Genomic DNA, 23,527 nt, shown 5'->3' with positions numbered 1-23,527 from the left:
CCATGATGCAGTCTACGATTTCTACACTACCTCCTTACCTGAGTCTGTCGATCTGGGTGCCGATCATTTGCGGCGTCCTGATCCTGGCTCTCGGCCGTGACAGCAAAGCGGGCTTTACCCGCTGGCTGTCGCTGGCTGGCGCCGTGCTCAGCATGCTGTGCACCTTGCCGCTGATCCAGCATTTCGACAACGCCGCGCACGGCATGCAATTCGTCGAAAAAGCACCGTGGATTGAAACCTTCAATATCTGGTACTCGCTGGGTATCGACGGCCTGTCGCTGTGGTTCGTGCCACTGACGGCGTTCATCACCGTCATCGTCGTCATTTCCGCTTGGCAAGTGATCGAGAAGCGCATCGCCCAGTACATGGGCTCGTTCCTGATCCTGTCGGGCCTGATGATCGGCGTGTTCTGCGCGCTGGACGGCTTGCTGTTCTACTTCTTCTTTGAAGCAACCCTGATCCCGATGTTCATCATCATCGGTATCTGGGGCGGTTCGAACCGCGTGTACGCGTCGTTCAAGTTCTTCCTGTACACCTTCTTCGGTTCGCTGCTGACCCTGGTTGCCATCATCTACCTGCGCAATGTGTCGGGCACCTTCGACATCCTGGCCTGGCATGCGTTCAAGCTGACGATGAACGAGCAGATCTTCATCTTCCTGGCCTTCCTGATGGCGTTTGCCGTCAAGGTGCCGATGTTCCCCGTCCACACGTGGTTGCCGGACGTCCACGTGGAAGCGCCAACGGGCGGTTCCGCCGTGCTGGCCGCCATCATGCTGAAACTGGGCGCTTACGGCTTCCTGCGTTTCTCGCTGCCGATCACGCCGGACGCCAGCCACTACCTGTCGGGTTTCATGATCGCCTTGTCGCTGATCGCCGTGATCTACATCGGTCTGGTTGCCCTGGTGCAAACCGACATGAAAAAACTGGTCGCCTATTCGTCGATCGCGCACATGGGTTTTGTGACCTTGGGCTTCTTCATGTTCAACGACATCTCGGTGCAGGGCGGTATCGTGCAGATGGTCTCGCACGGCTTCATCTCCGGCGCCATGTTCCTGTGCATCGGCGTGCTGTATGACCGCATGCATACCCGCAACATCGCCGACTACGGCGGCGTCGTGAACCGCATGCCGAAATTTGCCGCCTTCTTTGTGCTGTTCTCGATGGCCAACTGCGGTCTGCCTGCGACGTCCGGCTTCGTCGGCGAGTTCATGGTGATCCTGGGCGCGGTGAAATACAACTTCTGGATCGGTCTGCTGGCTGCAACGGCACTGATCTGGGGCGCGGCGTACTCGCTGTGGATGGCCAAGCGCGTGGTGTTCGGCAAGATCAAGAACAAGCATGTGGCCGAACTGACCGACATCAACAAACGTGAATTCTTCATGCTTGCTGTGCTGGCCATCGCCGTGCTCGTGATGGGTCTGTACCCAGCCCCGTTCACCGACACGATGCAAACTTCGGTTGCTGACCTGCTGCAGCATGTCGCCACCAGCAAGTTGCCTTAAATAGAAGACCGATAACATGACTAATGCACCTAATCTGGTACCGCTGTACGCGGAAATCTTTCTGCTGATCGCCACGTCGGCGCTCTTGCTGATCGATATGTTCTTGCCTGCGGCGAAGCGTTCGATCACCTATGCGCTGTCGCTGCTGACCCTGGCCGGCTGCGCCTTGCTGACCGTGGGCGACTTCAACGCGGGCACCACCGTCTACACGTTCCACAACATGTTCGTGTCGGACCCGATGTCGCAGCTGTTGAAACTGTTCTCGTACGGCGCCGTGGCGCTGACCCTGATCTACTCGCGCGCCTATGCCACCGACCGCAGCATGCTGTCGGGTAACCTGGGCGGCGAGTTCTACGTGCTGGCCCTGTTTGCACTGCTGGGCCAGATGATCATGATCTCGGCCAACAACTTCCTGATCATCTACCTGGGTCTGGAACTGATGTCGCTGTCGCTGTACGCACTGATCGCCTTGCGCCGTGACAATGCCAAGGCCACGGAAGCGGCCATGAAATACTTCATCCTGGGCGCGCTGGCCTCCGGTTTCATGTTGTACGGTATCTCGATGCTGTACGGCGCCTCCGGCACGCTGGACCTGGGCGAACTGCGCGTGGCGCTGGAAAACGGCAAGACCAACGGCACCATCATGGTCTTCGGCCTGGTGTTCCTCGTTGCCGGCCTGGCCTTCAAACTGGGCGTCGTGCCATTCCACATGTGGGTGCCTGACGTGTATCAAGGTTCGCCGACGGCCGTGACCCTGCTGCTGGGCGCGGCGCCGAAACTGGCCGCCTTCGCCATCACCCTGCGCTTGCTGGCCGAAGGCTTGCTGCCGATGGCACATGACTGGCAGCAAATGCTGCTGGTGCTGGCCGTGATGTCGCTGGCGATCGGCAACTTCACCGCGATCGCGCAAACCAACCTGAAGCGTATGTTGGCGTACTCGACCATCGCGCAAATGGGCTTCGTTCTGCTGGGCTTGCTGTCCGGTACCGTGGATGCACCGAACAACACCCTGAACGCGGCTGGCGCAGCCACCGCCTACGGCGCCTCGATGTACTACGTCATCACCTACGTGTTCACCACCCTGGGTACCTTTGGCGTGATCATGTTGTTGGCACGTAATGGTTTCGAAGCAGACGAACTGGCCGACTTCAAGGGCCTGGGCAAACGCAGCCCGATCTTCGCGCTGGTGATGACCCTGTTCATGTTCTCGCTGGCCGGCGTGCCGCCGCTGATGGGCTTCATGGCCAAGTACTCGGTACTCGCTTCCGTGCTGGCGACGGGCCAGCTGTGGCTGACCATCGCTGCCGTGCTGTTCTCGCTGATCGGCGCCTTCTACTACCTGCGCGTCGTGAAAATGATGTGGTTCGACGAGCCGACGGACGGCAATGTGCTGGTCGTGCATGGCGACATGCGCGTCGTGCTGGCCCTGAACGGCGTGTTCGTCCTGGCGCTGGGAGTGATGCCTAACAGCATCCTGGCCGCCTGCGCGACCGCCATCACCAAGACTCTGGCGTCCTGATCGATGGATGTCACCGCCTCGAGCTGGCTGGTGATCGCCCTGGGCATCCTGGGCGCCAACCTGCCTTTCCTGAACGAGAAACTGTTTGCCGCCGTGCCCCTGAAAAGGGCGGCGCAAGCAGAGCAGGGCTGGCGCAAGCCGCTGGCGCTGCGTCTGCTGGAGATGGTGATTCTGTACTTCATCGTCGGCGCCGTGGCGTTCGCGCTCGAAGCGCGCATCGGCAACGGTTTCCCGCAGACGTGGGAGTTCTATGCCATCACGGGATGCCTGTTCCTGGTGCTGGCTTTCCCAGGCTTTGTCACCCGCTACCTGCGCAAACGACATTAGCCCCATCGACCGAAAGCGGCGCCTCTGGCGCCGTTTTTTTTTATTGAGCATAATCAAGGTATGGATACTGAACGCATGGATATGAATTTAACTGAGACCAAGGTGGACGGTGAGCTCGTCTATCAGGGCGGCTTCCTGCGCGTGCAGCGCGACCGGGTTGCGCTGCCGGACGGCAAGATCACGGCGCGCGAATTCGTCCTGCATCCGGGCGCCGTCGTCATCCTGCCGCTGCTCGACGATGGCACGGTGCTGATGGAACGCCAGTACCGCTATCCGCTGGACCGGGTCTTCATTGAATTCCCGGCCGGCAAGATCGACGCGGGAGAGTCGCACCTGGCGTGCGCCCAGCGCGAATTGCTGGAAGAGACGGGCTACACGGCCAGCGACTGGCAATTCGTCTCCACCATCCATAATGCCATCGCCTATTCCGATGAACACCTGGAGCTGTTCCTGGCGCGCGGCCTGGTGGCCGGCGAACGCCAGCTCGATGAAGGCGAATTCCTGGAAACCTTTACGGCCACCGTGCCGCAGCTGCTCGACTGGGTCAAGGATGGCACGATCACGGACGTGAAAACCGTCATCGGCATCTTCTGGCTCGACAAGATCACCAGCGGCGCCTGGCAACCGGCCTGATTCCGCACATGCGCGCGGCGATCTTCCTGCTGCTGGCGTCTGCCAGCCTGTGCGCACACGGGGCCGCGCGCACGCCGTTCCAGGTGCGCTGCGAAGACACGATCAGCAAGACGGTGTCCGTGCTGACGGCGCAGCAGAATGGCTACAGCATCGACACGCATCTGCCGTACAAGGCCCTGACCGTGATGAAGGGCACGGCGCGCGCCAATACCTGGGTACTGGGATTGACGAAGACGGATTCGCGCGTGGCCATCGCCCTGGCCGGTCCCATGCTGCAAGACCCGGCCAGCGGCTATGAATGCGTGGCGCCGCAGATTACCGTGTCCCTCACGTATGCGCCCGTGGTGATCTATATCGGCCGCGAGTTTGCCCCCGGCACTTGCGCGTATGATGAGATACTCGCGCACGAGCTGCGGCACATGAAAACCTATATGGAACACTTGCCGCGCGTGGAAAAGACCGTGCGCGCGGCGCTGGCCAAACGCTTCGAGGCGCGGCCCCTGTATGCGCCCAGCGGCACGGCCAAGGCGGCGCTGGCGCGCGAGATCGACACGGGCTGGTTGCCGTATATCAAGGCTGAAATGCGCAAGGTGGAAACCTTGCAGGCGGCCATCGATTCTCCGCAAGAATATGCACGCCTGGGCAAGGCGTGCAAGGGCGAAATCCAGAACATCCTGGCGGGCAAGGCAGCGCCCGCCAACTAGACAAGGAATGGCATGACAGCAGCACCGAACACCGTCCGTTACTTTGCGCTGATCCCCGCCGCCGGCGTGGGCGCGCGCATGGAAGCGGGCAGTCCCAAGCAATACTTACCTATCGCTGGCAAACCCATGCTGCGCCACGCGCTCGACGCCTTTCTCGCCAGCCCCCTGATCGCGCACACGTATGTCGTCGTCAGCGCGGAGGATAGCGTGATTGACACGGTCGTGCCGGAGCAGGGCGTCACTGTGCTGCGCTGCGGCGGCGCCACGCGCATGGAGACGATCCTGAATGGCTTGCAGGCCGTGCACGGCAGCATCGGTGCCCACGACCAGGTGCTGGTGCACGACGCGGCGCGTCCCGGCCTGACGCCGGCCCTGATCGAAAAGCTCATCGGCGAGGTGGGCGACCACCCGGCCGGCGGCCTGTTGGCCTTGCCCGTGGTCGATACCGTCAAGCGGGCGGGGCCGGACGGCCTGTCGGCGCAGACGGTGCCGCGCGATCATCTATGGCTGGCGCAGACGCCGCAAATGTTCAGCTATGCGCTGCTGTACCAGGCCTTATCCGAAGCGCTCGACCCGCAAGCGATTACGGACGACGCCAGCGCCGTCGAAGCGCTGGGCCTGGCGCCCATGCTGGTCGAAGGCCACCCGCGCAACCTGAAGGTGACCTTGCCGCGCGACATATACACGGCCGAACTGTATTTGGCCAACCCTTGAATTCCAGAGAGACCCGCATGAACACAACGACTCCCGTACTGCCTTTCCGCATCGGCCAGGGCTATGACTGCCACGCGCTGGTGGAAAACCGCGACCTGATCATTGGCGGCGTGAAAATCCCCCATCACCTGGGCTTGCTCGGCCATTCCGATGCGGACGTATTGTTGCACGCGATCACGGACGCCATCTTCGGCGCCGCCGCGCTGGGCGACATCGGCCGCCATTTTCCCGACACGGACGCGCAGTTCAAGGGCGCCGATTCGCGCACCCTGCTGCGCGAAGCCGTGCGCCGAGTGCAAGCGACCGGTTATATCATCGGCAATATCGACGCCACCATCATTGCCCAGCGCCCGAAGATGGCGCCGCACATCGCCGCCATGTGCGCCAACGTGGCCGAAGACCTGGGCGTGAGTGTGGGCCAGGTCAACATCAAGGCCAAGACGAATGAAAAACTGGGCTACCTGGGCCGTGAAGAAGGCATCGCGGCCGAAGCCGTGGCCTTGCTGCTGCGCGCCTGAGCGTACCCGGCAGCTCCTTTTTAAGGATTCCTGAAAATTAATATTTCCAAATTGAAATTTGGTGAAAATTTAACGTTATTGTCATGATAATATTTGTCCGCTTTTTCGGACGCGACAAGACGTCACTTTATAACCACGGGAAATATTGAAAGAACGGAATCATATGCGTAGTCGTATGCAGGGACCAGCCGCGCGCTGGTTGGGAGCGGGTATGTTGGCCATGGCCATGCTGGCCGGGTGTGGCGGTGGAGGTGGTGGCAGTGAAACTGCGGCGCCGCCGCCCGTGGCGGCCGTGCCGCAGCCTGCCATCCTGTTTGCCGGTGCCGTGTCGGCGGCGGCAGAAGGTGCCGATGCCATCGGCAGCATGGGTGGACAGATTGAACTCGATGCCGGTGGCAGCAAGGATAGCGACGGCGGGACGCTGAGCTTTGCCTGGAGCATGGTCTCGAAACCTGCCGGCAGCGGCTTGAACATGGGCGCCGTCTCGACCCCGAAACTGAACTTCCAGCCCGACGCGCTGGGTACCTATGTCTTCAAGCTGCGCGTGACGAATGGCAAGGGCGGTTTTGCGGAAAAGAACGCCACAGTGCTGGTGAATAACCGGGTGCCGAATGCGGTGCTGGTGGTCAATGCGACGTTTACGGCGCAGCCGCTAGTCAAGGATGCTGTGAGTGTCTCGGCAGGTTCCGGCATCGTGCTTGATGCTACGGGCAGTACCGATGCCGATGGCGATAAGGTGAGCACGACGTGGGAACTGATCCAGAAGCCAGCTGGCAGTACGTCCCTGCTGTTTGTCAGCGGTCAAACGGCGCGTTTCTCGCCCGATGTGCTGGGCCTGTACAAAGTGCGCGCCCGCGGCGCGGACGGCAAGGGCGCGTATGCCGAAACGGTGTACCAGTTCGATGCCAACAACAGCATGCCGATGGGCGTGATCCAGGGCACGGTCGCGGTGGTCAGCCGCAACAACCAAACCGTCCCCGTCGGCCAGCCGCTGGTCACCAGCGGCATTCTCAGCTATGACGAGGGTGGCGCGCAATTGACTTATGCCTGGGCGGTCGACAGCCGGCCGGCCGGTTCTGTTGCCGCGCTGGCCGCAGCATCGACCGCAATACCATCGTTCACTCCGGACGTGGCGGGCGCCTATATGCTGTCCTTGACGGTCAGCAACGGTCGGCAGACAGCGGTGGCCTATCTGAAGTTCAATGCCGTCATCGCATCCTATAGTGTCGTGGCCTTGCCTTTCACGCCGCAGGAAGTACGTTACAGCAAGGGACTCGATCGCCTGGTCATGGTCAGTGCTGATCCTGACGCCTTGAAAATCACCAATCCGGTTGATGGCGTCACTACGAGCATCAGTCTGCCAACCTCGGTCAAGTCGTTTAATTTGAGTCCGGACGGCAAGCTGGCTGCCGTATTGCATGAAGGCGTGGTCAGCCTGGTTGACCTGGTGGCAGGGCAACTGCTGCGTTCTACAGGCACAGACGGTACGCAGACAGAGGTATTCACGACCAATGCTGGCATCGTGTTCCTGACGGGCTCTTCTGTCGGCACATCGCCGCGAGCCGCTGTTAGTGTGATCAACGGGCGTACTGGCCAGGTCCTTCCAGGACTTAATTCTTACTATGTCCTCTATGGAGCGTTGCGTGGCGTTTTTGCGGCATCCAAAAACAAGGCATTCGTGGCGCAGGGATATACATCCGCTATCACGTACTTTGACATAGACCCGCAAAGCAATGCCGTTCTGTCCAATGACCACACCTATCTCGACTACCCGTCGGGGGCTCCGTTCTTCTTGTCTTCCAAGGAAGATCTGCTGTTTACGGCTGCTGGTACGTATTTCAGTACCGATACGCTGAAATATGTCGGTCGCTTTATCCTCAGTACGGATGGGAGTAGCGTGTTGTCGATGAGTTACTCGCCCACCAAGGCGGAAGCGCTGGTCCTGGAGACATCGTACAATTATGGCTATCCGGTCAGCAATGTGATCTACGAAGCCAGTTACAGGCGGTTTAGCGGAGAACTGTTGTTCCCGGATGGTAATGTCAGCTTGCCGTACATCGGTGGCGAACCCAGCTACGGCATAGGTATCTTCCACACGGCCGCCGGCGATCCGGTGGCGCTGGTGCAGACGGGCGGCGCGCAGAAGGGCACCGCGCGCGCCAAGTACTATCTGGTGTATCGCTGATCGTATGGACGCGGCGGCGCGTCCGCCGTGCAATCTGTGCTATTTTTAAAGGCGGCGCGATGGCAAAGACCATCGCGGCCGCCTTTTTTATTGACGACACAGGAGAATTCCCGATGCCAATCATCAAGCGCACACGCCTTGCCACCGCATTGCTGCTGGGAGCCTTCGCGGCCTTGGCCATGCCTGCCCACGCCGAACTGCAAGCCACGGGCGAGCCGCCTGCCGCGAAACAGGGTTGGAAGGCCGAGACCGTCGCGCAGGGCGTGCGCCAGCCGTGGGGTATCGCCTGGCTGGGCGAGGGGCGCGCGCTCGTCACCAGCAAGCAGGGAACATTGCATCTGCTGAATGGAAAGACTTTTAGCGACGTGGCGCTGGAAGGCATGCCGAAGGTGTTTACGGGCGGGCAGGGCGGCTTGCTCGATATCGTCCTGCACCCGCAGGATGCGGGCAAGGCGCAGCAGCGCGTCTACATGACGGTGTCGACAGGCACGAATGACGCCAACCGCACGACCCTCGTGCGCGGCGTGTTCGACGGCAGGAAGGTGACGGGCATCCAGACCCTGTTCAAGGTGGCCACCGACAAGAGCGGCGGCCAGCATTTCGGTTCGCGCCTGCTGTGGCTGCCGGACGGCACTTTGCTGATGAGCGTGGCCGATGGCGGCAACCCGCCGCTGCGCATCGGCGACCGCCTGGCGCGCGAGCAGGCACAGAATCTGGCCACGCACCAGGGTTCCATCCTGCGCCTGACGGAAGACGGCAAGCCGGCACCTGGCAACCCGCTGGCGGCCAAGGGTGCCTTGCCGGAAATCTGGTCGTACGGCCATCGCAACGTGCAGGGCCTGGCGCTCGATCCTGTTTCCGGCCGCGTGTGGGCCACGGAACACGGTCCATATGGCGGCGATGAGCTGAATCTGGTGGCGGCGGGCGGCAACTACGGCTGGCCGCTGCAAAGCTATGGCGCCGACTACAAAACGCATGAGCCCGTCGGCAAGCACGAAGTGGCCGGCATGCTCAATCCGAGCGTGGCCTGGGTGCCGTCGCCGGCACCGTCGGGCCTGGCCGTCTACACGGGCGACAAGATTGCCGCCTGGCGCGGCAGCATCTTCAGCGGCGGCCTGGCGGCCAAGGATATCCGCCGCATCGCCGTCGATGCCAGCGGCAAGGTGACGGGGCAGGACCGCCTGGCCATCGGCGCGCGCGTGCGCGACGTGCGCCAGGGGCCGGATGGCTACCTGTATGCGCTGACGGATGAAGACAATGGCCGCCTGCTGCGCATCGTGGCGCAGTAACACGGCAGGCGCCATCTTCGCTTAAGATGGCGCCTTTACTTCATTCAAGGTGGCGGCATGGCCCGTGATACTTATGCATACCGGCACGTTGCCGTCGAATCGCGCGCCATTGATGGCCGCGTGGAAATCCGCCCCGTGCCGGGCCAGGCTTTTTCGCCCGAGCTGGCCGTGCAGTGCTCGCGCCGCCTGGTCGATGTGCAGCGCTACCCGCTGGGCAGCCGCTTTCTGCTCTTTGCCAAGCTGACGGATCGCCTGGGCGGCACGCCCTTCCTGTATGCGTATCACGGCGATGCGGACGTCGTGATGACGCCGGCCGAAGTGACGAAATTCCTTGGCGAATTCCGCCGCGGCCGCATTTGATTCCTACGATGTGACGCAGGCCGTGCCAGCCTTGGGGCTGGCCTGCGGCTTGCCAAAGATGGCGATCGTCAAGGCGCAGCCGAGGGCGAACAGGCCGCCGACCACCATCGCGCTTGATACCCCCAGCCGGTCGACGGCCATGCCTCCCAGCAACGCACCCGACGCCAGCGACACTTGCACGATGGCGACAAACAGCGCGCTGCTGCCTTCCATCAAGTGTGGCGCCGCCTTGAACATCCACGTCTGCACGGCGATCGGCATGGCGCCGAAACCGAAACCCCACACGGCCACCAGCAGCATGGCGGTAAGCGAATGGCTGCCGAACGCGGCCAGGGCCAGGGTGGACAAGCCCAGCACGGCACCCGTCACCATCAGCGCGGCCCGTTCGTAGCGGCCGGCGGCCCAGCCGCCCGCGAGGTTGCCGATGAAGCCGGAAGCGCCATACACGAGCAGCATGGCGCTGACCGTGCCGGCTGCCAGGTGCGAGATTTGCGTGAGGAACGGCGCGATATACGTGTAGGCGGCGAACTGGCCCGTGAAGATCATGGCTGTGGCGATCAGGCCCAGCCTGGCCTTGCGGATGCCGAAAATCATCGGCAACTGGCGCAGGTGGATGGCCTGCGTCGGCGGCAGCTTGGGCAGCAGCAACAGCTGGCCAAGGAAGACCAGCACGGCAATGGCGCTGGCCGCGCCGAAAGCGACCCGCCAGCCCACCAGCTCGCCCACCAGCGCGCCGGCCGGCACGCCCGCCACCGTGCCCAGCGAGACGCCGGCGAAGATGATGGACATGGCGCGCGACGCATGCTGCGGCGCCACCAGGCGCGGGCCGATGGCGCTGCCGATGGCCCAGAAGCCGCCCACGCCCACGCCCAGCATGGCGCGGCCCAGCAGTATCCACGCATACGACGGCGCCAGCGCCACCAGCAGGTTCGACGCCACCAGCAGGGCCGTGAGGGCCAGCAGCACGATGCGGCGATCCAGGCGGCCCGAGCCGACGGTGACAAAGATGGCGGCAAACGCGGCAACGATGCCTGGCGTGGTGATCATCAGCCCCGCCTGGCCCTTGCTGATGGCCAGTTCGGCCGCCATGGCGGGCAGCAGGCCGACGGGCAGGAATTCGGAGGTGACGAGGGCGAAGGCGCCGATGCCGACCGATAAGACGGCCAGCCATGGCGCCACGGTGGTATCGTCGCCGGAAGCGTTGGAAGGTGTGTGCATAGGGGTTCCTGAAAAGCCGGGAGGTTTTTAACCGGTCGGTATATAATCAGGGAAGGCGGACAGTGTTGTCAATAATTTTTTACCGAACGGTATGAAACAAGATAAAAATGAGGAAGCGGTCAAGGCGAAAACGGGGCGGCCACGCACGTTTGACGCGGATCAGGCGCTCGATTGCGCCATGAAAGTATTCTGGGAAAAGGGTTATGAAGGCAGCTCCCTGCCGGAATTGACGAAAGCCATGGGCATGAACCGGCCCAGCCTGTATGCCGTCTTTGGCAACAAGGAGCAATTGTTCCACAAGGCGCTCGAGCGCTACAGCGACACGCGCATGCGGTTCTTCGACGCGGCGCTGGAGCAGCCGACGGCACGCCAGGTGGTGGAAGCCTTGCTGACGCAATATGTCGACGCGCAAACCATGCCCGATGGCCCGCACGGCTGCATGGGCGTCAATGCGGCGCTTGCCTGCAGCGACGATGCCTTGCCGATCCGCGATGAATTGTTTGCGCGCCGGCTGCGCGGTGAAGTCAAGCTGCGCGACCGCTTGCGGCGCGCCAGGGAAGAGGGGGATTTGCCGCCCGATTCCTGCCCGGAGCAGCAGGCGCGTTTTGTCGTGACCCTGTCGCAGGGCATGGCCATCCAGGCGGCGGCCGGCGTATCGCGCGAGCAGTTGCAGCAAATGGTGGGATTGCTGCTGCGCAATTGGCCGCTGTAACTATCCTGTCGGGGCGATGGTCTTGGCCAGGTCGCTGGGCGCCTTGCGTCGCCAGGCGGCCGTCAGGGCGGCGGCCAGCATGTCCAGCTCGGCATCCGCCAGGCGCACCGTGATGCCAGCCAGGCGTTCTCCCCACCAGAGTTTCTCGCAGCCCGATGGCGTGATGACGGTGGCGATGTGCGCCGCTTCCGCATCGAGCAGCACGTTGATGTGCTCGTCATCGGGCAGGGTGGCAAAGATCTTCCCGCCCACGCGGAACGCCGGACGGTCGTGGTGTTCTTCCTCGGTGGTGTCGGGAAACGACAGTGCCAGATAGCGTAGTTCTTCCAGGTCGACCATTCCTCTTTCCCCCTCATCGGACAGATAGCAGCGTGACTGCATTTTGCCATGCTGTTTCACCCCGTGGTGCAGAGGCATGCGAAAAGAAATGCGCAAGATGCGACACTGACGGACTGGTCTGTGGTGCAGCCGCGACACGTCACGTGCCGCGCATGCTCGCCGCTCCAGAGTGAGGGCTGCGGTTTTTCTGCCGCTGGACAGGTGCTTGCCATAAAAATATCTTTCATGGTTAAAAGAAAAATACTTTTCTTCCAAGGAATTTGCGCTAGAATAGCTTCATCGTCTTACCTGACCCGTCAATTGTCTGGCCTTGTCCCGGGAACCCGAACCCTTTCCAGGACGCTTGCAGTGCCGCCACGGCACGCCGCAAGTCCGCGCTGTTTCGCGGAAGCCATGCCCCCGACCGCTCATTCCTGCAATCCCTAGCGCTACGCCGACACGCCTCAATGCAGCGTGTATTCAGCTCCAGCGCCCCTTGCTGCGCCCACTGAATACTTACTTACTGGATACCATCATGAAAAACTTGCCTAAAATCGCTTTGTCCCTGATCGCTGTCGGTGTGTTTGCCCACGCGAACGCCAGCACCATCACCCTGTCCACCGGCTATTCGGGCGCCGGCGCGCAAAGCTCCGCCGCCGACTACCAGTCCGTTGTGAATGCCGCCGTGGCCACGCCTGGCGCCGGTTATGGCTCGACGACGATTGCCAGCTATGACAACGTCAACAACAGCGGCCTGTTTGGCAGCGGCTCGAACATCGCCTTCAAATCCGTCATCAACTTTGGCGTCGGCGCGGCCGATGCGGGCACCTGGAGCTTCCGCAGCGGCGTCGATTTCGGCAAGGGCGGCGCCCTGTTCCTCGACGGCGTGGCGCTGGATTTCAAGAGCAATGACATGTGGTGGGCAGGCAACTACAACAATGGCAGCCAGTTCCTCAGCGGTTCGAGCACCCTGGCGGCCGGCAACCATACCCTGAGCATCTACGGCCTGGAAGGCTGCTGCGATGGCGGCCAGCAAGCGCAGTTCAAGGCGGGCAACAACAATTTCGTCAGCTTCGGCGCCAATGATGGCTTGATCTCGGCTGTCCCAGAGCCAACCACCTACGCCATGCTGCTGATCGGCCTGGGCTTGCTGGGCTTTACGGCACGCCGCAAGCAGGAATCCAAGTTCTAAGTTTGTATCGCCGACCTCGCCGCGCCTGATGGCGCGCGATAAAAAGCCCGCCGGTCTGTCAGGACACGGCGGGCTTTTTGCATGGCGGCGGCTTAATCGCCGCTGTCTTCGTCTTCGTCGGCACCCTTGGCCGCCTTGCCGCGCTCGGCATCGACGGCGCGCTGCAGGCTGGCCGCATCGCGGAAGAAGGCGTCCGTCGTGTGATCCGGGCTCAGGCGCAAGGCCGGCGGGTAGATCACGGACATGTACGGCTCGTCGGCCAGGCGGCCGCTGCTCTGCAAATTGCTCAGCAGGATCAGGGTCGAGCCAAGGATGGCCAGCACGACGGCAACGAGGCCGAAGCGGCGCGGGTGCTGCGGCTTGATCGTGCACAAATGGTAGTAGATCATGGCGCAGACGATGACGATGAACATGTGCCGTCCGTAGCGCGTCAGCACTTCCAGCGACAGCGCATACGCCGCCATGTTGCTGCCCAGTTCCCACACCTCCATGGCCAGCAAGCCGCAGCCGATGATGAACAGGTGGCGGCCGAAGCGCGCCACATGGCCGAACAGGCGGTTTGCCACGGCCCAGATCGACGCCCACACGAGGCCGCCGGCCAGCGCGTAGGCGATGATCATCAGATAGGAAATCGGGTCGAAGGCGTCCGCATCACTGAGCCAGTTGCTGAAGGCGGCCGAGGCGCCGATCATGGCCAGGCCGGCGACGGCGGGGCGCAAGCCTTCCCAGTCATGCCGGGTGGTGTCGCCCAGTTCGGGCGCCACGGGATGGTCGCTGGCGCGCACGCGCAGACGCGTGTGGCCCAGGCGCACGATGCTGTTGCCGGTCATGGCCACTTGCAGTTGCCGCTGCCCCCGGTGGATCACGCCATTCTGGCTGCCCAGGTCGCGCAGCAGCAGGCCGCCTGCGCCATCGTCCTCGACAATGGCGTGCGCGGCTGCCGTATGCGCATCATCGAGGATGAAGTCGTTGTCGTAGCCGCGGCCGATGCGGATCGGCAGGGATGCCATGCGCTGGCGCTGCCGCACTTCGCCATTCTCGGCGACGATTTCGATGAAGTATGGTGCTTTCATGGCTTGCGTGCGCTTTCCCGCGACAGCGCTTCGAGGAAGGTGCGCGTGACGCGCATGCCGTTGGCGTAGGACACGCCGCGCGCGTCGATGCGGCTTTGCAGGCTCATCAATGGCTCATCGGTGCTGGCGGCCAGCAGGGCGAAGTCGTACAGTCCCGTAAACTTGCGGTAGGCGCGCACGCACAGGACGGCGCGCAAGGGCAAGGTCTTGTTCTTGACGAACTGTTCGGTGCAATGGGGGCCCGTCAGGTGCGCGCTCTTGTAGCTGCCGAAACTTTCATTCTTGAACGAGGCACTGGCCAGCTCGGAAAAGCGCAGCGGCCCCAGTTCGCTGCTGCGCAAAAATTCGTGGCGCATCGACACCTGCCCCGTCTGCAGGGCGCCGGAGATGAAGATGGCCGATTCCATGGCGCAGCTGGTATTGTCGAGCATATAGGGTTTGTCGGACTTGACGTTGGAGCGGCCCCAGCAGCGCATCTGGTTGGATTCGCGCACGGGCACTCGGTACGGGCCCATGGCTTTCAGGCTCAATGGCGTGTCGAGCAGGCGCGCCAGCATGACTTCCTGGTGCGCCAGCAGCTGCGCCGTCACCAGCGGCTTGAAGTCCTTCGGCGGCTTGCCTTGCTGCGCCACCTTGGCCAGCAATTGCTGGGCATAGCGGGCGGGTACGAGAAAACTGACGAGTTCGCCATCGAGGCGTTTCGACACGTTCACGCCGGCCACGTCGCCATTTGCCGTCACGCTGGGGCCGCCGCTCATGCCGGAATTGATCGGTCCCGTAAACATCAGCTGGTCGTAGAAGCTGCGCGTGACGACGCCATTATAGGAACCTTCCGAAATGGCGAAGCCCAGGTCCAGCGGATTGCCCATCGAATACAGGTACTGGCCTTGCGTCAGCGGCGCCAGCCCTTCCGGCATCTTGAAGAAGCCCGTGCCATGGCGGTTCACGCGCAATACCGCCAGGTCGTGCAGCACGTCGACGGCCAGCAATTCCACATTGCCCCGCTGACCGCTCGTGTCGACCCATTCGCCCACATAGGTGTCCGGGTCGAGGGCGAACTGGGAGACCACGTGATAGTTGCTCACCACCAGGTCGCCCGTGCCGATCAAAAAGCCCGAGCCGACGGACGACTGCGTGCGGCCGTTCTTCAGCAGCACGCGCACTTGCAGGATGTCGGCGCGCGCGGCCGTGTACAGCTTTTGTGCGGCCGAGGAGGGCGGCGGCAGGGCCGCATGTTCGGTGGCGGCTGGCGCGGCGGTGGCCGGCGGCGGCTTGATGGGGGGAGTCGAAGCGGTGGGGGCCGCGGCTGGCGCGGCAGGTACAGGCGCTGGGGCCGCGTGGGCGCCTGCGGCAGCGCTCAGGCTGGCCAGCAAGAAGGCGAGGTTAGATAATTTCATGCATCCTTTGTGCGTGAGCAGGAGCGCGGCCGGCGCGGCGCGGTATCGAGCACGCACCGGCCCGGGGCACTACAGGGCGCCGTCTTCCAGCGCCGGTGCCGTTTCCGGCGTCATCATATGACCGAGCTTGCTTTGCTTGGTATTCAGGTAATGCTGATTGAAGGCGTTGCGGTTGACCAGCAGCGGCACCCGTTCGGCCACCGTGATGCCCAGCGCTTCCATGGCGGCGATCTTGCGCGGGTTGTTCGTCATCAGGCGCAGGCTATGGATGCCGAACTGCGCAAACATGGGTTTGCACAAGGTGTAGTTGCGCGCATCGGCCTTGAAGCCCAGCTGTTCATTCGCCTGCACCGTGTCGGCCCCCGCCTCTTGCAGGCGGTAGGCGCGGATCTTGTTGATCAGGCCGATGCCGCGCCCTTCCTGGCGCAGGTACAGCAAGATGCCGCGGCCTTCCTCGGCGATGCGTTTCAGGGCGCCTTCAAGCTGGGCGCCGCAGTCGCAGCGCTGGGAAAACAGCACGTCGCCCGTCAGGCACTCGGAATGCACGCGCGCCAGCACCGGTTCGCCGTTGCCGATATCGCCCAGCACCATGGCCAGGTGTTCCTTGCCCGTGGCGTGCTCGACAAAGGCGTGCAGGGTGAACTGGGCCCACGGCGTCGGCAGTGCGCAGGAAGTCGTGTAATCCAATTCGCCTGTCGCCAGGATGTCTGCGCCGCTTTGCATGGTTGTGCTCATATAAGTAATTATCAAAAATAAAAGGCGCGCGACACCACTCCGGTGCCGGCGCGCCTTGCCATCATACCAAAAAGCAGGGAAACGTTTTCCCTGGCTGCCATTCGGTCGTTGCAATGTCTGGTGATAAGCCTTACTTAGGGACACTTCCTCCTTTTACAAGGTGAACTGCTGGCTTTGCCTGGCGGATGCCGCCGCCAGGCACGGGATATCAACTGCCGATGCGTCCGCCGTCATTCTTGGTGATCACGATGGTGGCCGAGCGGGGACGCTTGCCGGCGCCATAGCCGGCGTTGGCCGGCCACTGGCTCGTGTATTTGGACGGATCGCCGATATTCGCCAGCGAGGTGTTTTCGCCCGGGTGCTGGATGTTGATGAACATGGTCTTGCCATCGGGCGTTTCGCTGATGCCCGTGATTTCCGAGCCGACCGGTCCCACCAGGAAGCGCTTGAGCGTGTCGGCAGTGGGTTTCTTGCCGATGAAGGTGTCGACCGCCAGGTTGCCGCCGGCCGCCGTCGCGTAGTTCAGGGTGGACTTGGCGCCATCGCCGACCTTGCCGGGAATGGCCGCCAGCATCATGCAGTTGGTCACATCCGTGTAGGCGCCATCGTCGGTCTGGATCCAGCAGATACCCGTGTACGGGCTGAAGGCCAGGCCGTCCGGGCTCGAGAAATCCTGATCGGCCGTCAGGTTCGACAGGTTGATCTTGCTGGCGTCGGCGCCGCTTTCGGCGCCAAACAGGTAGACATCCCAGGTAAAGCTGGTGGCCGCGGCCGCGCCCGTGCCTTCCTTGAAACGGATGATATGGCCGTTCGGATTGCCGTTCTGCGCGCTGCTGCCCTTCATGTCCGTGTAGGCGCGCGGGTTGGCGCTGTCCGGCGCCAGCTGCGACGAGCCGCTCGGATTGACGGTGCGGTTCGAGTTGTTGGTCAGCGTGTAATAGATCTCGCCATTCGCAGGATTGACCGAGCACCATTCCGGACGGTCCATCTTCGTCGCGCCCACGGCGTCGGCCGCCAGGCGGGCATTGACCAGCACGTCGGCAAGGTCGGCGAACTTGTAGGCGCTGTACGCCTGGATCAGCGCGTTCGAGATGGCCAGCTCGATCCACTGGCCCGTGCCGTCGGCGGCCAGCTTGGCAACGTACAGCTTGCCCGAATCGAGGTATTTGTCGCCGGTGGCCATGCGGTCGGCCGGGTTGGCGTCCGCGGCGGCCCAGACGGCGGTCGTGACGAACTTGTAGATGTATTCGTTGCGCGAATCGTCGCCCATGTAGACGGCCAGCTGCTGGCCCACGGCCGGCACGCTGAAGGCGGCGCTTTCATGCGCGTAGCGGCCCAGGGCCGTGCGCTTGCGGATAGCCTTGGTCTTGTCGTACGGGTCCATTTCGACGATGTAGCCCATGCCGTTCAATTCATTGCGGTAGTCGTCGCTGCCGTTGCTTGATGCGCCGATCTTGCTCAGGTTCCAGCGCGCGTACTTGTCGTCGCTGCCGCCCGTTTCCCAGCCGTGGCGCGAGGCGCCGCCCTGGCTGCGGCCATAGCGGTTCAGCGAAGCGACGGACTTGTCGCCGCGCGCCGCATTGTCGGTGGCCGAGCGGGTGAAATAGCCGGCCCAGTTTTCTTCGCCGGAAAGGTAGCTGCCCCATGGCGACTTGCCCGTGCCGCAGTTGTTGATGGTGCCGCGCGTCTTGGTGCCGGTCGGCGAATACTTGGTCACCACGAGGGCGTTGCCGCGCACGGGGCCGGCAATCTCGATGTCCGTCAGCGGCGTGACGCGGCGGTTGAAAGCGGAATCGTTGACGGTGGCCCAGGCGCTGCCCGTCTTCCTGACTTCCACCACGCTCAGGCCGTGGACGGCCACTTCCTTGTCGACTTCGGCGGCGGGACGCGGCAGCGTGGTGGTGCCGCCATTGACGTGCAGGAAGTGCGAGGACAGTTTTTCGTCCGTGGTCGCTTCGTGGTTCATGGCCAGCAAGCCCCGTTCCGCGCCGGACGCCAGCGGCGCGCCAGCGGCGGAGAGGCCGTAGTATTCCATGCCGTCGTGGTGGTCGCCGGCGCGGTTGTCGAAATCGGTATCGCTGCCGTCGTTCTTGTAGGCAGGCGTCGCCGCGCGCAGCGAGTCGCCCAGCGCATACAGGGCGGTGGCCGTGTAGCCGGCCGGCACCGACACGACGTCGGCCAGGCTTTTCGGCACGGCCGTGAAGGCCAGCAGTTTTTCGGGCGTCGGCGTTGGCGTCGGCGTGATGGCGACCGCATCGCTGCCGCCGCAAGCGGACAGGCCCATCGAACCCATGACGGCGGTAGCGGCCGTGACGGCACTGCCGCGCAGCCAGTTGCGGCGGCTCAGGCGGGCGTTCAGGATGCTGTTGAAGTGGTTGTCGTGGGACGCGTTGCTGTCAATGTCGTTCAGATCGGTGGCGCTGATGGCCAGATCGTTGGGCTTGTTCATGGGCTGCGATGTCCTGTGGTTGCGTGATTTAAAGGCAACCGCATGATAGTTGTCGAATGTGACAGCGCCATGTCAGCTTGATGACAAAACGGTGACAGGCTGCCGGCCGGGCGGGGCGCGTCCATGACGGGCCCGTTCGGTCAGGCAGCCTTGGCCTTATTTGGCCTGGCGAAAACCGCGCTCAACCAGCAACAGCATGCCGCCGAAGATGGACAGGTTCTTCAGGAAATTCGTCAACTGGTCCTGGAAGTGGGCCGCGTCGGCGCTCCAGAAGGCGTGGAAGATCAGCGTGGTGGGGATCAGGAACAGCGCCAGGGCCAGCGCCGCCCAGCGCGCCTGCCAGCCCGTGATCAGGAGCAGGCCGCCGCCCACTTCCAGCACGATCACGCCCACCAGCAAAATATTGGCGATCGGCAAGCCCTGGCTGGCCATGTAGCCGGCCACGCCCGCAAAGCCGCCGATTTTCAGCAAGCCCGAGACAAAGAACAGCACGCCAAGGGCGGCACGGCCGAGGGGCAGCAAGACGTTGGTTTTGTTTTCCATGATTTTTCTCTTTTTCTATATTGATCAATTATTTGGGTAAGTCGAAGACGAGGAATTCCGCGTCTTCCGGCTGCGTGATGATGACGCTGGCTTCCTGCGTCAGTTTCAGCGCATCGCCCGCTTTCAATGGCGTGCCGTTGACCACCAGGCTGCCGCGGATCAGGTGCACATAGGCGAGGCGGCCTTCGTCGAGCGCATGTTCGGCCTGTTCGCCTTCCTGCAGGATGCTGGCGTAGATGGCCGCATTCTGGTGGATCAGCACGGAACCCTGGCGGCCGTCGCTCGAGGCGATCAGGCGCAGCTTGCCCCGTTTGCTTTCCGGCGTGAAGTGTTTCTCTTCATAGCTGGGCGGAATGCCCGTCACGTTCGGCTGGATCCAGATCTGCAGGAAGTGCAAGCCATCCGTTGCCGAGTGGTTGAACTCGCTGTGGCGCACGCCGCTGCCGGCGCTCATGCGCTGCACATCGCCGTAGTGCAGGACGGAGCCCGTGCCCATGCTGTCCTTGTGTTCCAGCGCGCCGTCGAGCACATACGAAATGATTTCCATGTCGCGGTGGCCGTGCGTGCCGAAACCCTGGCCTGGCGTGACCCGGTCTTCATTGATCACCAGCAAGGGGCCAAAGCCCATGTGCAGCGGATCATGGTAGCTGCCGAAGGAAAAGCTGTGGTGGGAATTGAGCCAGCCGTGGTTGGCGGCGCCGCGTTCTTCGCTATGACGAATCTGTAACATGGTGGACTCCGTTTCTATAAGTTAATGTGCGATAATTTCGAATGACCGTTGCCTGGCGCTGTGCCGTGGCTTCTTATCTGCCCTTCGCTGTACGATGAACAAAGTATAGGCCCCTCTGCAGAGAAAGAAAAACGGAAAATCTTGCGACCTATGATCGAAAAAATCGAATGTTAAGACTGAGCCTGGAAGCCCTGCAAATCGTTGACGCCATCGACCGCCGCGGATCGTTCTCGTCGGCCGGCAAGGAGTTGCATAAAGTCCCGTCCACCATTTCCTATACCGTGGCCAAGCTGGAAGACGACCTGGGCGTGCAAGTGTTCCAGCGCAATGGCCCGAAAGTCATGCTGACGGCGGCCGGCCAGGAATTGCTGAAGGAGGGCCGTTATCTGTTGAAGGCGGCGCAGGACCTCGAGCACCGCGTGCGCAGGGTGGCGTCCGGCTGGGAAACGGAATTGTCCATCGGCATCGACTCCATGTTTTCCGCCGTGGCCCTGGCCGACGACGTGCGCGCCTTCTACGACGTGGCGCAGCAGACGCGGCTGCGCCTGTCGCAGGACACCCTGTCGGGCACGTGGGAAGCGCTGCTGGACCGGCGCGCCGACTTGCTGGTGGGCGCGCCCGGCGACGGGCCGGCCGGCGGCGGCTATATCGCGCAGCCGATCGGCATGCTCGACTTCGTCTTTGCCGTGGCGCCCACGCATCCTCTGGCCCAGGTGCGGGAACCCTTGTCGCGCGGCCACCTGCAGCAGCACCGGGCCGTGGTGGTGGCCGATTCGGCGCGCCAGATGGCGCCGCGCACGGTGGGGCTGCTGCTGGGGCAAGATGCCTTGAGCGTGCCGAACATGCAGGTCAAGTTCGATTACCAGGTGCTGGGGCTGGGTTTTGGCTTCCTGCCGGGGCCGTGCGCCCGCGCCGCCATCGCGCGCGGCTTGCTGGTGGAAAAGGCCGTGGAAGAACCGAAACCGTCGGAAACGTTTTACCTGGCCTGGCGAGTGGGCGAGGATGGCGCTGCGCTGCGCTGGTGGATGGCGCGCATGCGCGAACCGGATGTGTTTGCCCGCCTGGCGCAGCATCTGCCGGGCCATTCGGCGTAGGCCTTAAAATGTTGACATACGCCAACACTTTTAAGTTACCATATTCACAGTATTTCCCGCCCGACCTCCACGCCCCATAGTGGGATTTTGATGATTACACACACCGCAGCGCCCCTGATATGTTCCCCTGACCTGGCTCTAGAGTGGGGTTGCCATGCTTGAGGCGAAGGTTGCGCTGTGCCTGCGCCTGGCCCAGGATGCCCGTGAACAGGCGGGGCCGCAGCAGGCCGCCACCATGGCGCGGCTGGAGGAAGAACTGGAGCGGCTGCGCGGCGCCAGCCGGCCCGTGGTGCGCGTGGCGCCGGCCGACGCCTTGCTGGAAATCGATCCCGATGGCTTTTTGATCGGCTGGAACCATGGGGCCGAACAGATGTTCGGCTATTCCGAACTGGAAGCGCTGGGCCAGCACATCCTGTTTTTGTATCCGGAAGACGACGCGGAAGCGAGCGTGCTGGAGCTGCATTTCACCCAGGGCGACGTGGCTACCGATGTGCGCCGGCGCAAGAAGTCGGGCATGGTGACGTGGTTGCGCATGCACCGCCACGTGATCCACGACCAGGCCGGCAAGGCGTGCGGCATGGCCGTGCGCCTGTCGGCCATGAGCGAGCCCCTGTCCGACGTGGACAAGGTCAGGTTGCACGCGCGCATCATCGAAGACAGCGAGCAAGCCGTGCTGATCACGGATGCGGAAGAGCGCATCGTCTCGATCAACAGTTCCTTCAGCCGCATCACCGGCTATTCGCCGGCAGAAGCCATCGGCCGCACGCCGGACTTGCTGCGTTCTGGCGTGCACGACCCCGATTTCCGCGCCAAGGTGCGCGCCGCCATGCGGGGACACGGTTCCTGGCGCGGAGAAATCATCGGCAAGCGCAAGAATGGCGAACTGTTCCCGCAAGACGTCACCATCAGCGTCGTGCGCGATGAATTTGGCGAGATCAGCCACGTGTTTTCCCTGTTTTCCGATATCTCGGTACACAAGGATGCCGAAGCGCGCATGCAGCGCATGGCCAACTACGACAGCCTGACGGGCTTGCCCAACCGCTGCCTGCTGAACCAATTGGTCGACCAGGGCCTGGCCGAAGCGAAACGGCAGGGCACGCATGGCGCGCTGATGGTCATCGACATCAGCCGCATCGGTTCCATCAGCGACACGCTGGGCCATGAAGTGGGCGACCAGCTGGTGATCGCCATCGGCCAGCTGTTCCGTGGCGCCCTGCGCGACGCGGACATCCTGGCGCGGGTCGACAACAGCAAGTTCGTCGTGGCCCTGCTGCATATCGAAAAGCGCGAACACGCGGCGAATGTGGCGCAAAAGCTGCTCAATTTGCTCGAAGCGCCGATCAATATCGATACGCACGCCCTGCACGTGGGCGCCAGCATCGGCATCACCGTGTATCCGGAAGACGGCCTGGAAGCGCCGGCCCTGTTCCGCTTTGCCGACGTGGCCGTGTCCAAGGCAAGCCAGACCATCGAATCGACCTTCCTGTTTTACCGCGAAGACATGAACCGCCGGGCCAAGGAACATTTGCGGCTGGAAAGCGAAATGCGCTTGGCCTTGGGCGACAAGGAGCTGGAATTGCACTACCAGCCGAAAGTGAGCCTGGCGAGCGGGCGCATCGTCGGCGCGGAAGCCTTGCTGCGCTGGAAGCATCCGATGCGCGGCATGGTCTCGCCCGGCGTCTTCATCCCCGTCGCCGAGGAAACCAGTTTGATCCTGGAGCTGGGCACCTGGGTGCTGGACGAGGCGTGCCGCCAGATCCGCAACTGGGAAGACCGGGGCCTGCACATGCCGGCCATCGCCGTCAACCTGTCGGCGCGCCAGTTCGATGAACAATTGCCCGCGCGCATAGCGGCCGTGCTGGAACGCTATGGCGTGCGGCCCGACCAGATTATGCTGGAAATCACGGAAAGCCTGCTGATGCGCGGCGCCGACAAGGTGATCGACATCATGAACCAGCTGGTGGCCATGGGCCTGGCGCTGGCGCTGGACGACTTTGGCACCGGCTATTCCAGCCTCGCCTACCTGAAGAAATTTCCCATCAGTACCTTGAAAATCGACCGCTCCTTCGTTATCGGCTTGCCCTTCGAGGAAAACGATTGCGCCATCGCCCGCGCCATCGTCACCATGGCCCAGCAGTTACGCCAGGAAATCGTCGCCGAAGGGGTGGAGACGGCAGAACAGATGCGCTTCCTGCGCGAACTCGGTTGCGACCAGTTGCAAGGCTATCTGTTCAGCCCGGCCGTGCCGGCGGCCGAGTTCGAGCTGATGTTCGATGAAGGCCGGCAGTTGCGGCTGGAAGAGCTGGCCTGAGCCA

The 23,527-nt window shown here is 62.8% G+C and carries 22 protein-coding genes; 14 read left to right on the top strand and 8 right to left on the bottom strand.

Going from position 1 to position 23,527, the window contains the following annotated elements; genetic code table 11:
• The first annotated feature begins 2 nt into the window (after positions 1–2).
• From CSQ91_RS12235 to CSQ91_RS12190, 10 genes are all read left to right on the top strand, one after another.
• Positions 3–1,502 carry an NADH-quinone oxidoreductase subunit M gene (locus CSQ91_RS12235; protein ID WP_034749975.1) on the top strand — a complete coding sequence of 500 codons (1,500 nt, stop codon included), beginning with the start codon at positions 3–5 and terminating at the stop codon, positions 1,500–1,502.
• Positions 1,503–1,518: 16 nt separating this feature from the next.
• The gene (nuoN, locus tag CSQ91_RS12230) at positions 1,519–3,021 is read left to right on the top strand and encodes an NADH-quinone oxidoreductase subunit NuoN (protein ID WP_034779502.1); all 1,503 of its coding nucleotides are present in this window, start codon (positions 1,519–1,521) and stop codon (positions 3,019–3,021) included.
• Positions 3,022–3,024: 3 nt separating this feature from the next.
• Entirely contained in the window at positions 3,025–3,348 is a 324-nt protein-coding gene (locus CSQ91_RS12225) for a DUF2818 family protein (RefSeq protein WP_070255601.1), read from the top strand.
• A gap of 75 nt (positions 3,349–3,423) precedes the next feature.
• A complete protein-coding gene (locus CSQ91_RS12220; protein ID WP_070255807.1) occupies positions 3,424–3,981 on the top strand; it encodes an NUDIX domain-containing protein in 558 nt (185 codons plus the stop codon).
• 8 nt (positions 3,982–3,989) lie between these two features.
• Positions 3,990–4,685: a hypothetical protein gene (locus CSQ91_RS12215; protein ID WP_180278410.1), complete on the top strand. Its 696-nt coding sequence runs from the start codon at positions 3,990–3,992 to the stop codon at positions 4,683–4,685.
• Positions 4,686–4,697: 12 nt separating this feature from the next.
• The gene (gene ispD / locus CSQ91_RS12210; RefSeq protein ID WP_099388381.1) at positions 4,698–5,399 is read left to right on the top strand and encodes a 2-C-methyl-D-erythritol 4-phosphate cytidylyltransferase; all 702 of its coding nucleotides are present in this window, start codon (positions 4,698–4,700) and stop codon (positions 5,397–5,399) included.
• A 17-nt stretch (positions 5,400–5,416) separates the two neighbouring features.
• Positions 5,417–5,917 carry a 2-C-methyl-D-erythritol 2,4-cyclodiphosphate synthase gene (gene ispF, locus CSQ91_RS12205; protein ID WP_099388380.1) on the top strand — a complete coding sequence of 167 codons (501 nt, stop codon included), beginning with the start codon at positions 5,417–5,419 and terminating at the stop codon, positions 5,915–5,917.
• Positions 5,918–6,128: 211 nt separating this feature from the next.
• On the top strand, positions 6,129–8,102 hold the full coding sequence (locus tag CSQ91_RS12200) for a PKD domain-containing protein (RefSeq protein WP_099388379.1): 1,974 nt from the start codon (positions 6,129–6,131) through the stop codon (positions 8,100–8,102).
• A 59-nt stretch (positions 8,103–8,161) separates the two neighbouring features.
• Positions 8,162–9,391 carry a PQQ-dependent sugar dehydrogenase gene (locus CSQ91_RS12195; protein ID WP_257217301.1) on the top strand — a complete coding sequence of 410 codons (1,230 nt, stop codon included), beginning with the start codon at positions 8,162–8,164 and terminating at the stop codon, positions 9,389–9,391.
• A gap of 57 nt (positions 9,392–9,448) precedes the next feature.
• Entirely contained in the window at positions 9,449–9,751 is a 303-nt protein-coding gene (locus CSQ91_RS12190; RefSeq protein ID WP_176376167.1) for a hypothetical protein, read from the top strand.
• A gap of 3 nt (positions 9,752–9,754) precedes the next feature.
• On the opposite strand, the gene CSQ91_RS12185 is transcribed toward CSQ91_RS12190, so the two are convergent.
• Positions 9,755–10,969 carry an MFS transporter gene (locus CSQ91_RS12185; protein WP_099388377.1) on the bottom strand — a complete coding sequence of 405 codons (1,215 nt, stop codon included), beginning with the start codon at positions 10,967–10,969 and terminating at the stop codon, positions 9,755–9,757.
• A 91-nt stretch (positions 10,970–11,060) separates the two neighbouring features.
• Here CSQ91_RS12185 and CSQ91_RS12180 point away from each other — a divergent pair, with 91 nt between their 5' ends.
• Positions 11,061–11,681, top strand: a complete 621-nt coding sequence (locus tag CSQ91_RS12180; protein WP_099388376.1) for a TetR/AcrR family transcriptional regulator — start codon at positions 11,061–11,063, stop codon at positions 11,679–11,681.
• Here the strand turns inward: CSQ91_RS12180 and CSQ91_RS12175 are convergent, their stop codons facing one another.
• Entirely contained in the window at positions 11,682–12,062 is a 381-nt protein-coding gene (locus CSQ91_RS12175) for an MmcQ/YjbR family DNA-binding protein (protein ID WP_225317377.1), read from the bottom strand.
• A 472-nt stretch (positions 12,063–12,534) separates the two neighbouring features.
• On the opposite strand from CSQ91_RS12175, the gene CSQ91_RS12170 reads away from it, so the two are divergent.
• Positions 12,535–13,191 (top strand): CCXG family PEP-CTERM protein, encoded by a 657-nt coding sequence (locus CSQ91_RS12170; protein ID WP_034779740.1) that lies wholly within the window; start codon positions 12,535–12,537, stop codon positions 13,189–13,191.
• 92 nt (positions 13,192–13,283) lie between these two features.
• On the opposite strand, the gene CSQ91_RS12165 is transcribed toward CSQ91_RS12170, so the two are convergent.
• The 6 genes from CSQ91_RS12165 to CSQ91_RS12140 all read right to left on the bottom strand — a co-directional run bounded on the left by CSQ91_RS12165 (position 13,284) and on the right by CSQ91_RS12140 (position 20,118).
• Positions 13,284–14,264 (bottom strand): FHA domain-containing protein, encoded by a 981-nt coding sequence (locus CSQ91_RS12165; RefSeq protein ID WP_099388375.1) that lies wholly within the window; start codon positions 14,262–14,264, stop codon positions 13,284–13,286.
• Positions 14,261–15,661, bottom strand: a complete 1,401-nt coding sequence (locus CSQ91_RS12160; RefSeq protein WP_099388374.1) for a S1 family peptidase — start codon at positions 15,659–15,661, stop codon at positions 14,261–14,263. The genes CSQ91_RS12165 and CSQ91_RS12160 overlap by 4 nt, the downstream gene beginning before the upstream one ends.
• Positions 15,662–15,730: 69 nt before the next feature.
• Entirely contained in the window at positions 15,731–16,384 is a 654-nt protein-coding gene (ribA, locus tag CSQ91_RS12155) for a GTP cyclohydrolase II (protein ID WP_034749940.1), read from the bottom strand.
• A 220-nt stretch (positions 16,385–16,604) separates the two neighbouring features.
• Positions 16,605–18,845 (bottom strand): PhoX family protein, encoded by a 2,241-nt coding sequence (locus CSQ91_RS12150; protein ID WP_099388373.1) that lies wholly within the window; start codon positions 18,843–18,845, stop codon positions 16,605–16,607.
• A 156-nt stretch (positions 18,846–19,001) separates the two neighbouring features.
• A complete protein-coding gene (locus tag CSQ91_RS12145) occupies positions 19,002–19,388 on the bottom strand; it encodes a DoxX family protein (RefSeq protein ID WP_034779474.1) in 387 nt (128 codons plus the stop codon).
• Positions 19,389–19,416: 28 nt separating this feature from the next.
• Positions 19,417–20,118 (bottom strand): pirin family protein, encoded by a 702-nt coding sequence (locus CSQ91_RS12140; protein ID WP_034779472.1) that lies wholly within the window; start codon positions 20,116–20,118, stop codon positions 19,417–19,419.
• A gap of 167 nt (positions 20,119–20,285) precedes the next feature.
• Between CSQ91_RS12140 and CSQ91_RS12135 the strand changes: the two genes are divergently transcribed.
• Both CSQ91_RS12135 and CSQ91_RS12130 read left to right on the top strand, forming a co-directional pair.
• The gene (locus tag CSQ91_RS12135) at positions 20,286–21,212 is read left to right on the top strand and encodes a LysR family transcriptional regulator (protein WP_099388372.1); all 927 of its coding nucleotides are present in this window, start codon (positions 20,286–20,288) and stop codon (positions 21,210–21,212) included.
• A 154-nt stretch (positions 21,213–21,366) separates the two neighbouring features.
• On the top strand, positions 21,367–23,523 hold the full coding sequence (locus tag CSQ91_RS12130) for a putative bifunctional diguanylate cyclase/phosphodiesterase (protein ID WP_099388371.1): 2,157 nt from the start codon (positions 21,367–21,369) through the stop codon (positions 23,521–23,523).
• Positions 23,524–23,527: the final 4 nt, after the last annotated feature.

Source organism: Janthinobacterium sp. BJB301 (assembly GCF_002735685.1).
Taxonomy (GTDB): domain Bacteria; phylum Pseudomonadota; class Gammaproteobacteria; order Burkholderiales; family Burkholderiaceae_D; genus Janthinobacterium; species Janthinobacterium lividum.
Note: the sequence above shows the minus strand (reverse complement) of the source record. Positions and strands in the feature narration are given on the sequence as shown.

Excerpts from the sequence above, each read along its gene's own strand:
- CSQ91_RS12235 (WP_034749975.1), top strand. The coding sequence starts at position 3 with ATGATGCAGTCTACGATTTCTACACTACCTCCTTACCTGAGTCTGTCG.
- nuoN (WP_034779502.1), top strand. The coding sequence starts at position 1,519 with ATGACTAATGCACCTAATCTGGTACCGCTGTACGCGGAAATCTTTCTG.
- CSQ91_RS12225 (WP_070255601.1), top strand. The coding sequence starts at position 3,025 with ATGGATGTCACCGCCTCGAGCTGGCTGGTGATCGCCCTGGGCATCCTG.
- CSQ91_RS12220 (WP_070255807.1), top strand. The coding sequence starts at position 3,424 with ATGGATATGAATTTAACTGAGACCAAGGTGGACGGTGAGCTCGTCTAT.
- CSQ91_RS12215 (WP_180278410.1), top strand. The coding sequence starts at position 3,990 with ATGCGCGCGGCGATCTTCCTGCTGCTGGCGTCTGCCAGCCTGTGCGCA.
- ispD (WP_099388381.1), top strand. The coding sequence starts at position 4,698 with ATGACAGCAGCACCGAACACCGTCCGTTACTTTGCGCTGATCCCCGCC.
- ispF (WP_099388380.1), top strand. The coding sequence starts at position 5,417 with ATGAACACAACGACTCCCGTACTGCCTTTCCGCATCGGCCAGGGCTAT.
- CSQ91_RS12200 (WP_099388379.1), top strand. The coding sequence starts at position 6,129 with ATGTTGGCCATGGCCATGCTGGCCGGGTGTGGCGGTGGAGGTGGTGGC.
- CSQ91_RS12195 (WP_257217301.1), top strand. The coding sequence starts at position 8,162 with ATGGCAAAGACCATCGCGGCCGCCTTTTTTATTGACGACACAGGAGAA.
- CSQ91_RS12190 (WP_176376167.1), top strand. The coding sequence starts at position 9,449 with ATGGCCCGTGATACTTATGCATACCGGCACGTTGCCGTCGAATCGCGC.
- CSQ91_RS12185 (WP_099388377.1), bottom strand. The coding sequence starts at position 10,969 with ATGCACACACCTTCCAACGCTTCCGGCGACGATACCACCGTGGCGCCA.
- CSQ91_RS12180 (WP_099388376.1), top strand. The coding sequence starts at position 11,061 with ATGAAACAAGATAAAAATGAGGAAGCGGTCAAGGCGAAAACGGGGCGG.
- CSQ91_RS12175 (WP_225317377.1), bottom strand. The coding sequence starts at position 12,062 with ATGCAGTCACGCTGCTATCTGTCCGATGAGGGGGAAAGAGGAATGGTC.
- CSQ91_RS12170 (WP_034779740.1), top strand. The coding sequence starts at position 12,535 with ATGAAAAACTTGCCTAAAATCGCTTTGTCCCTGATCGCTGTCGGTGTG.
- CSQ91_RS12165 (WP_099388375.1), bottom strand. The coding sequence starts at position 14,264 with ATGAAAGCACCATACTTCATCGAAATCGTCGCCGAGAATGGCGAAGTG.
- CSQ91_RS12160 (WP_099388374.1), bottom strand. The coding sequence starts at position 15,661 with ATGAAATTATCTAACCTCGCCTTCTTGCTGGCCAGCCTGAGCGCTGCC.
- ribA (WP_034749940.1), bottom strand. The coding sequence starts at position 16,384 with ATGCAAAGCGGCGCAGACATCCTGGCGACAGGCGAATTGGATTACACG.
- CSQ91_RS12150 (WP_099388373.1), bottom strand. The coding sequence starts at position 18,845 with ATGAACAAGCCCAACGATCTGGCCATCAGCGCCACCGATCTGAACGAC.
- CSQ91_RS12145 (WP_034779474.1), bottom strand. The coding sequence starts at position 19,388 with ATGGAAAACAAAACCAACGTCTTGCTGCCCCTCGGCCGTGCCGCCCTT.
- CSQ91_RS12140 (WP_034779472.1), bottom strand. The coding sequence starts at position 20,118 with ATGTTACAGATTCGTCATAGCGAAGAACGCGGCGCCGCCAACCACGGC.
- CSQ91_RS12135 (WP_099388372.1), top strand. The coding sequence starts at position 20,286 with ATGTTAAGACTGAGCCTGGAAGCCCTGCAAATCGTTGACGCCATCGAC.
- CSQ91_RS12130 (WP_099388371.1), top strand. The coding sequence starts at position 21,367 with ATGCTTGAGGCGAAGGTTGCGCTGTGCCTGCGCCTGGCCCAGGATGCC.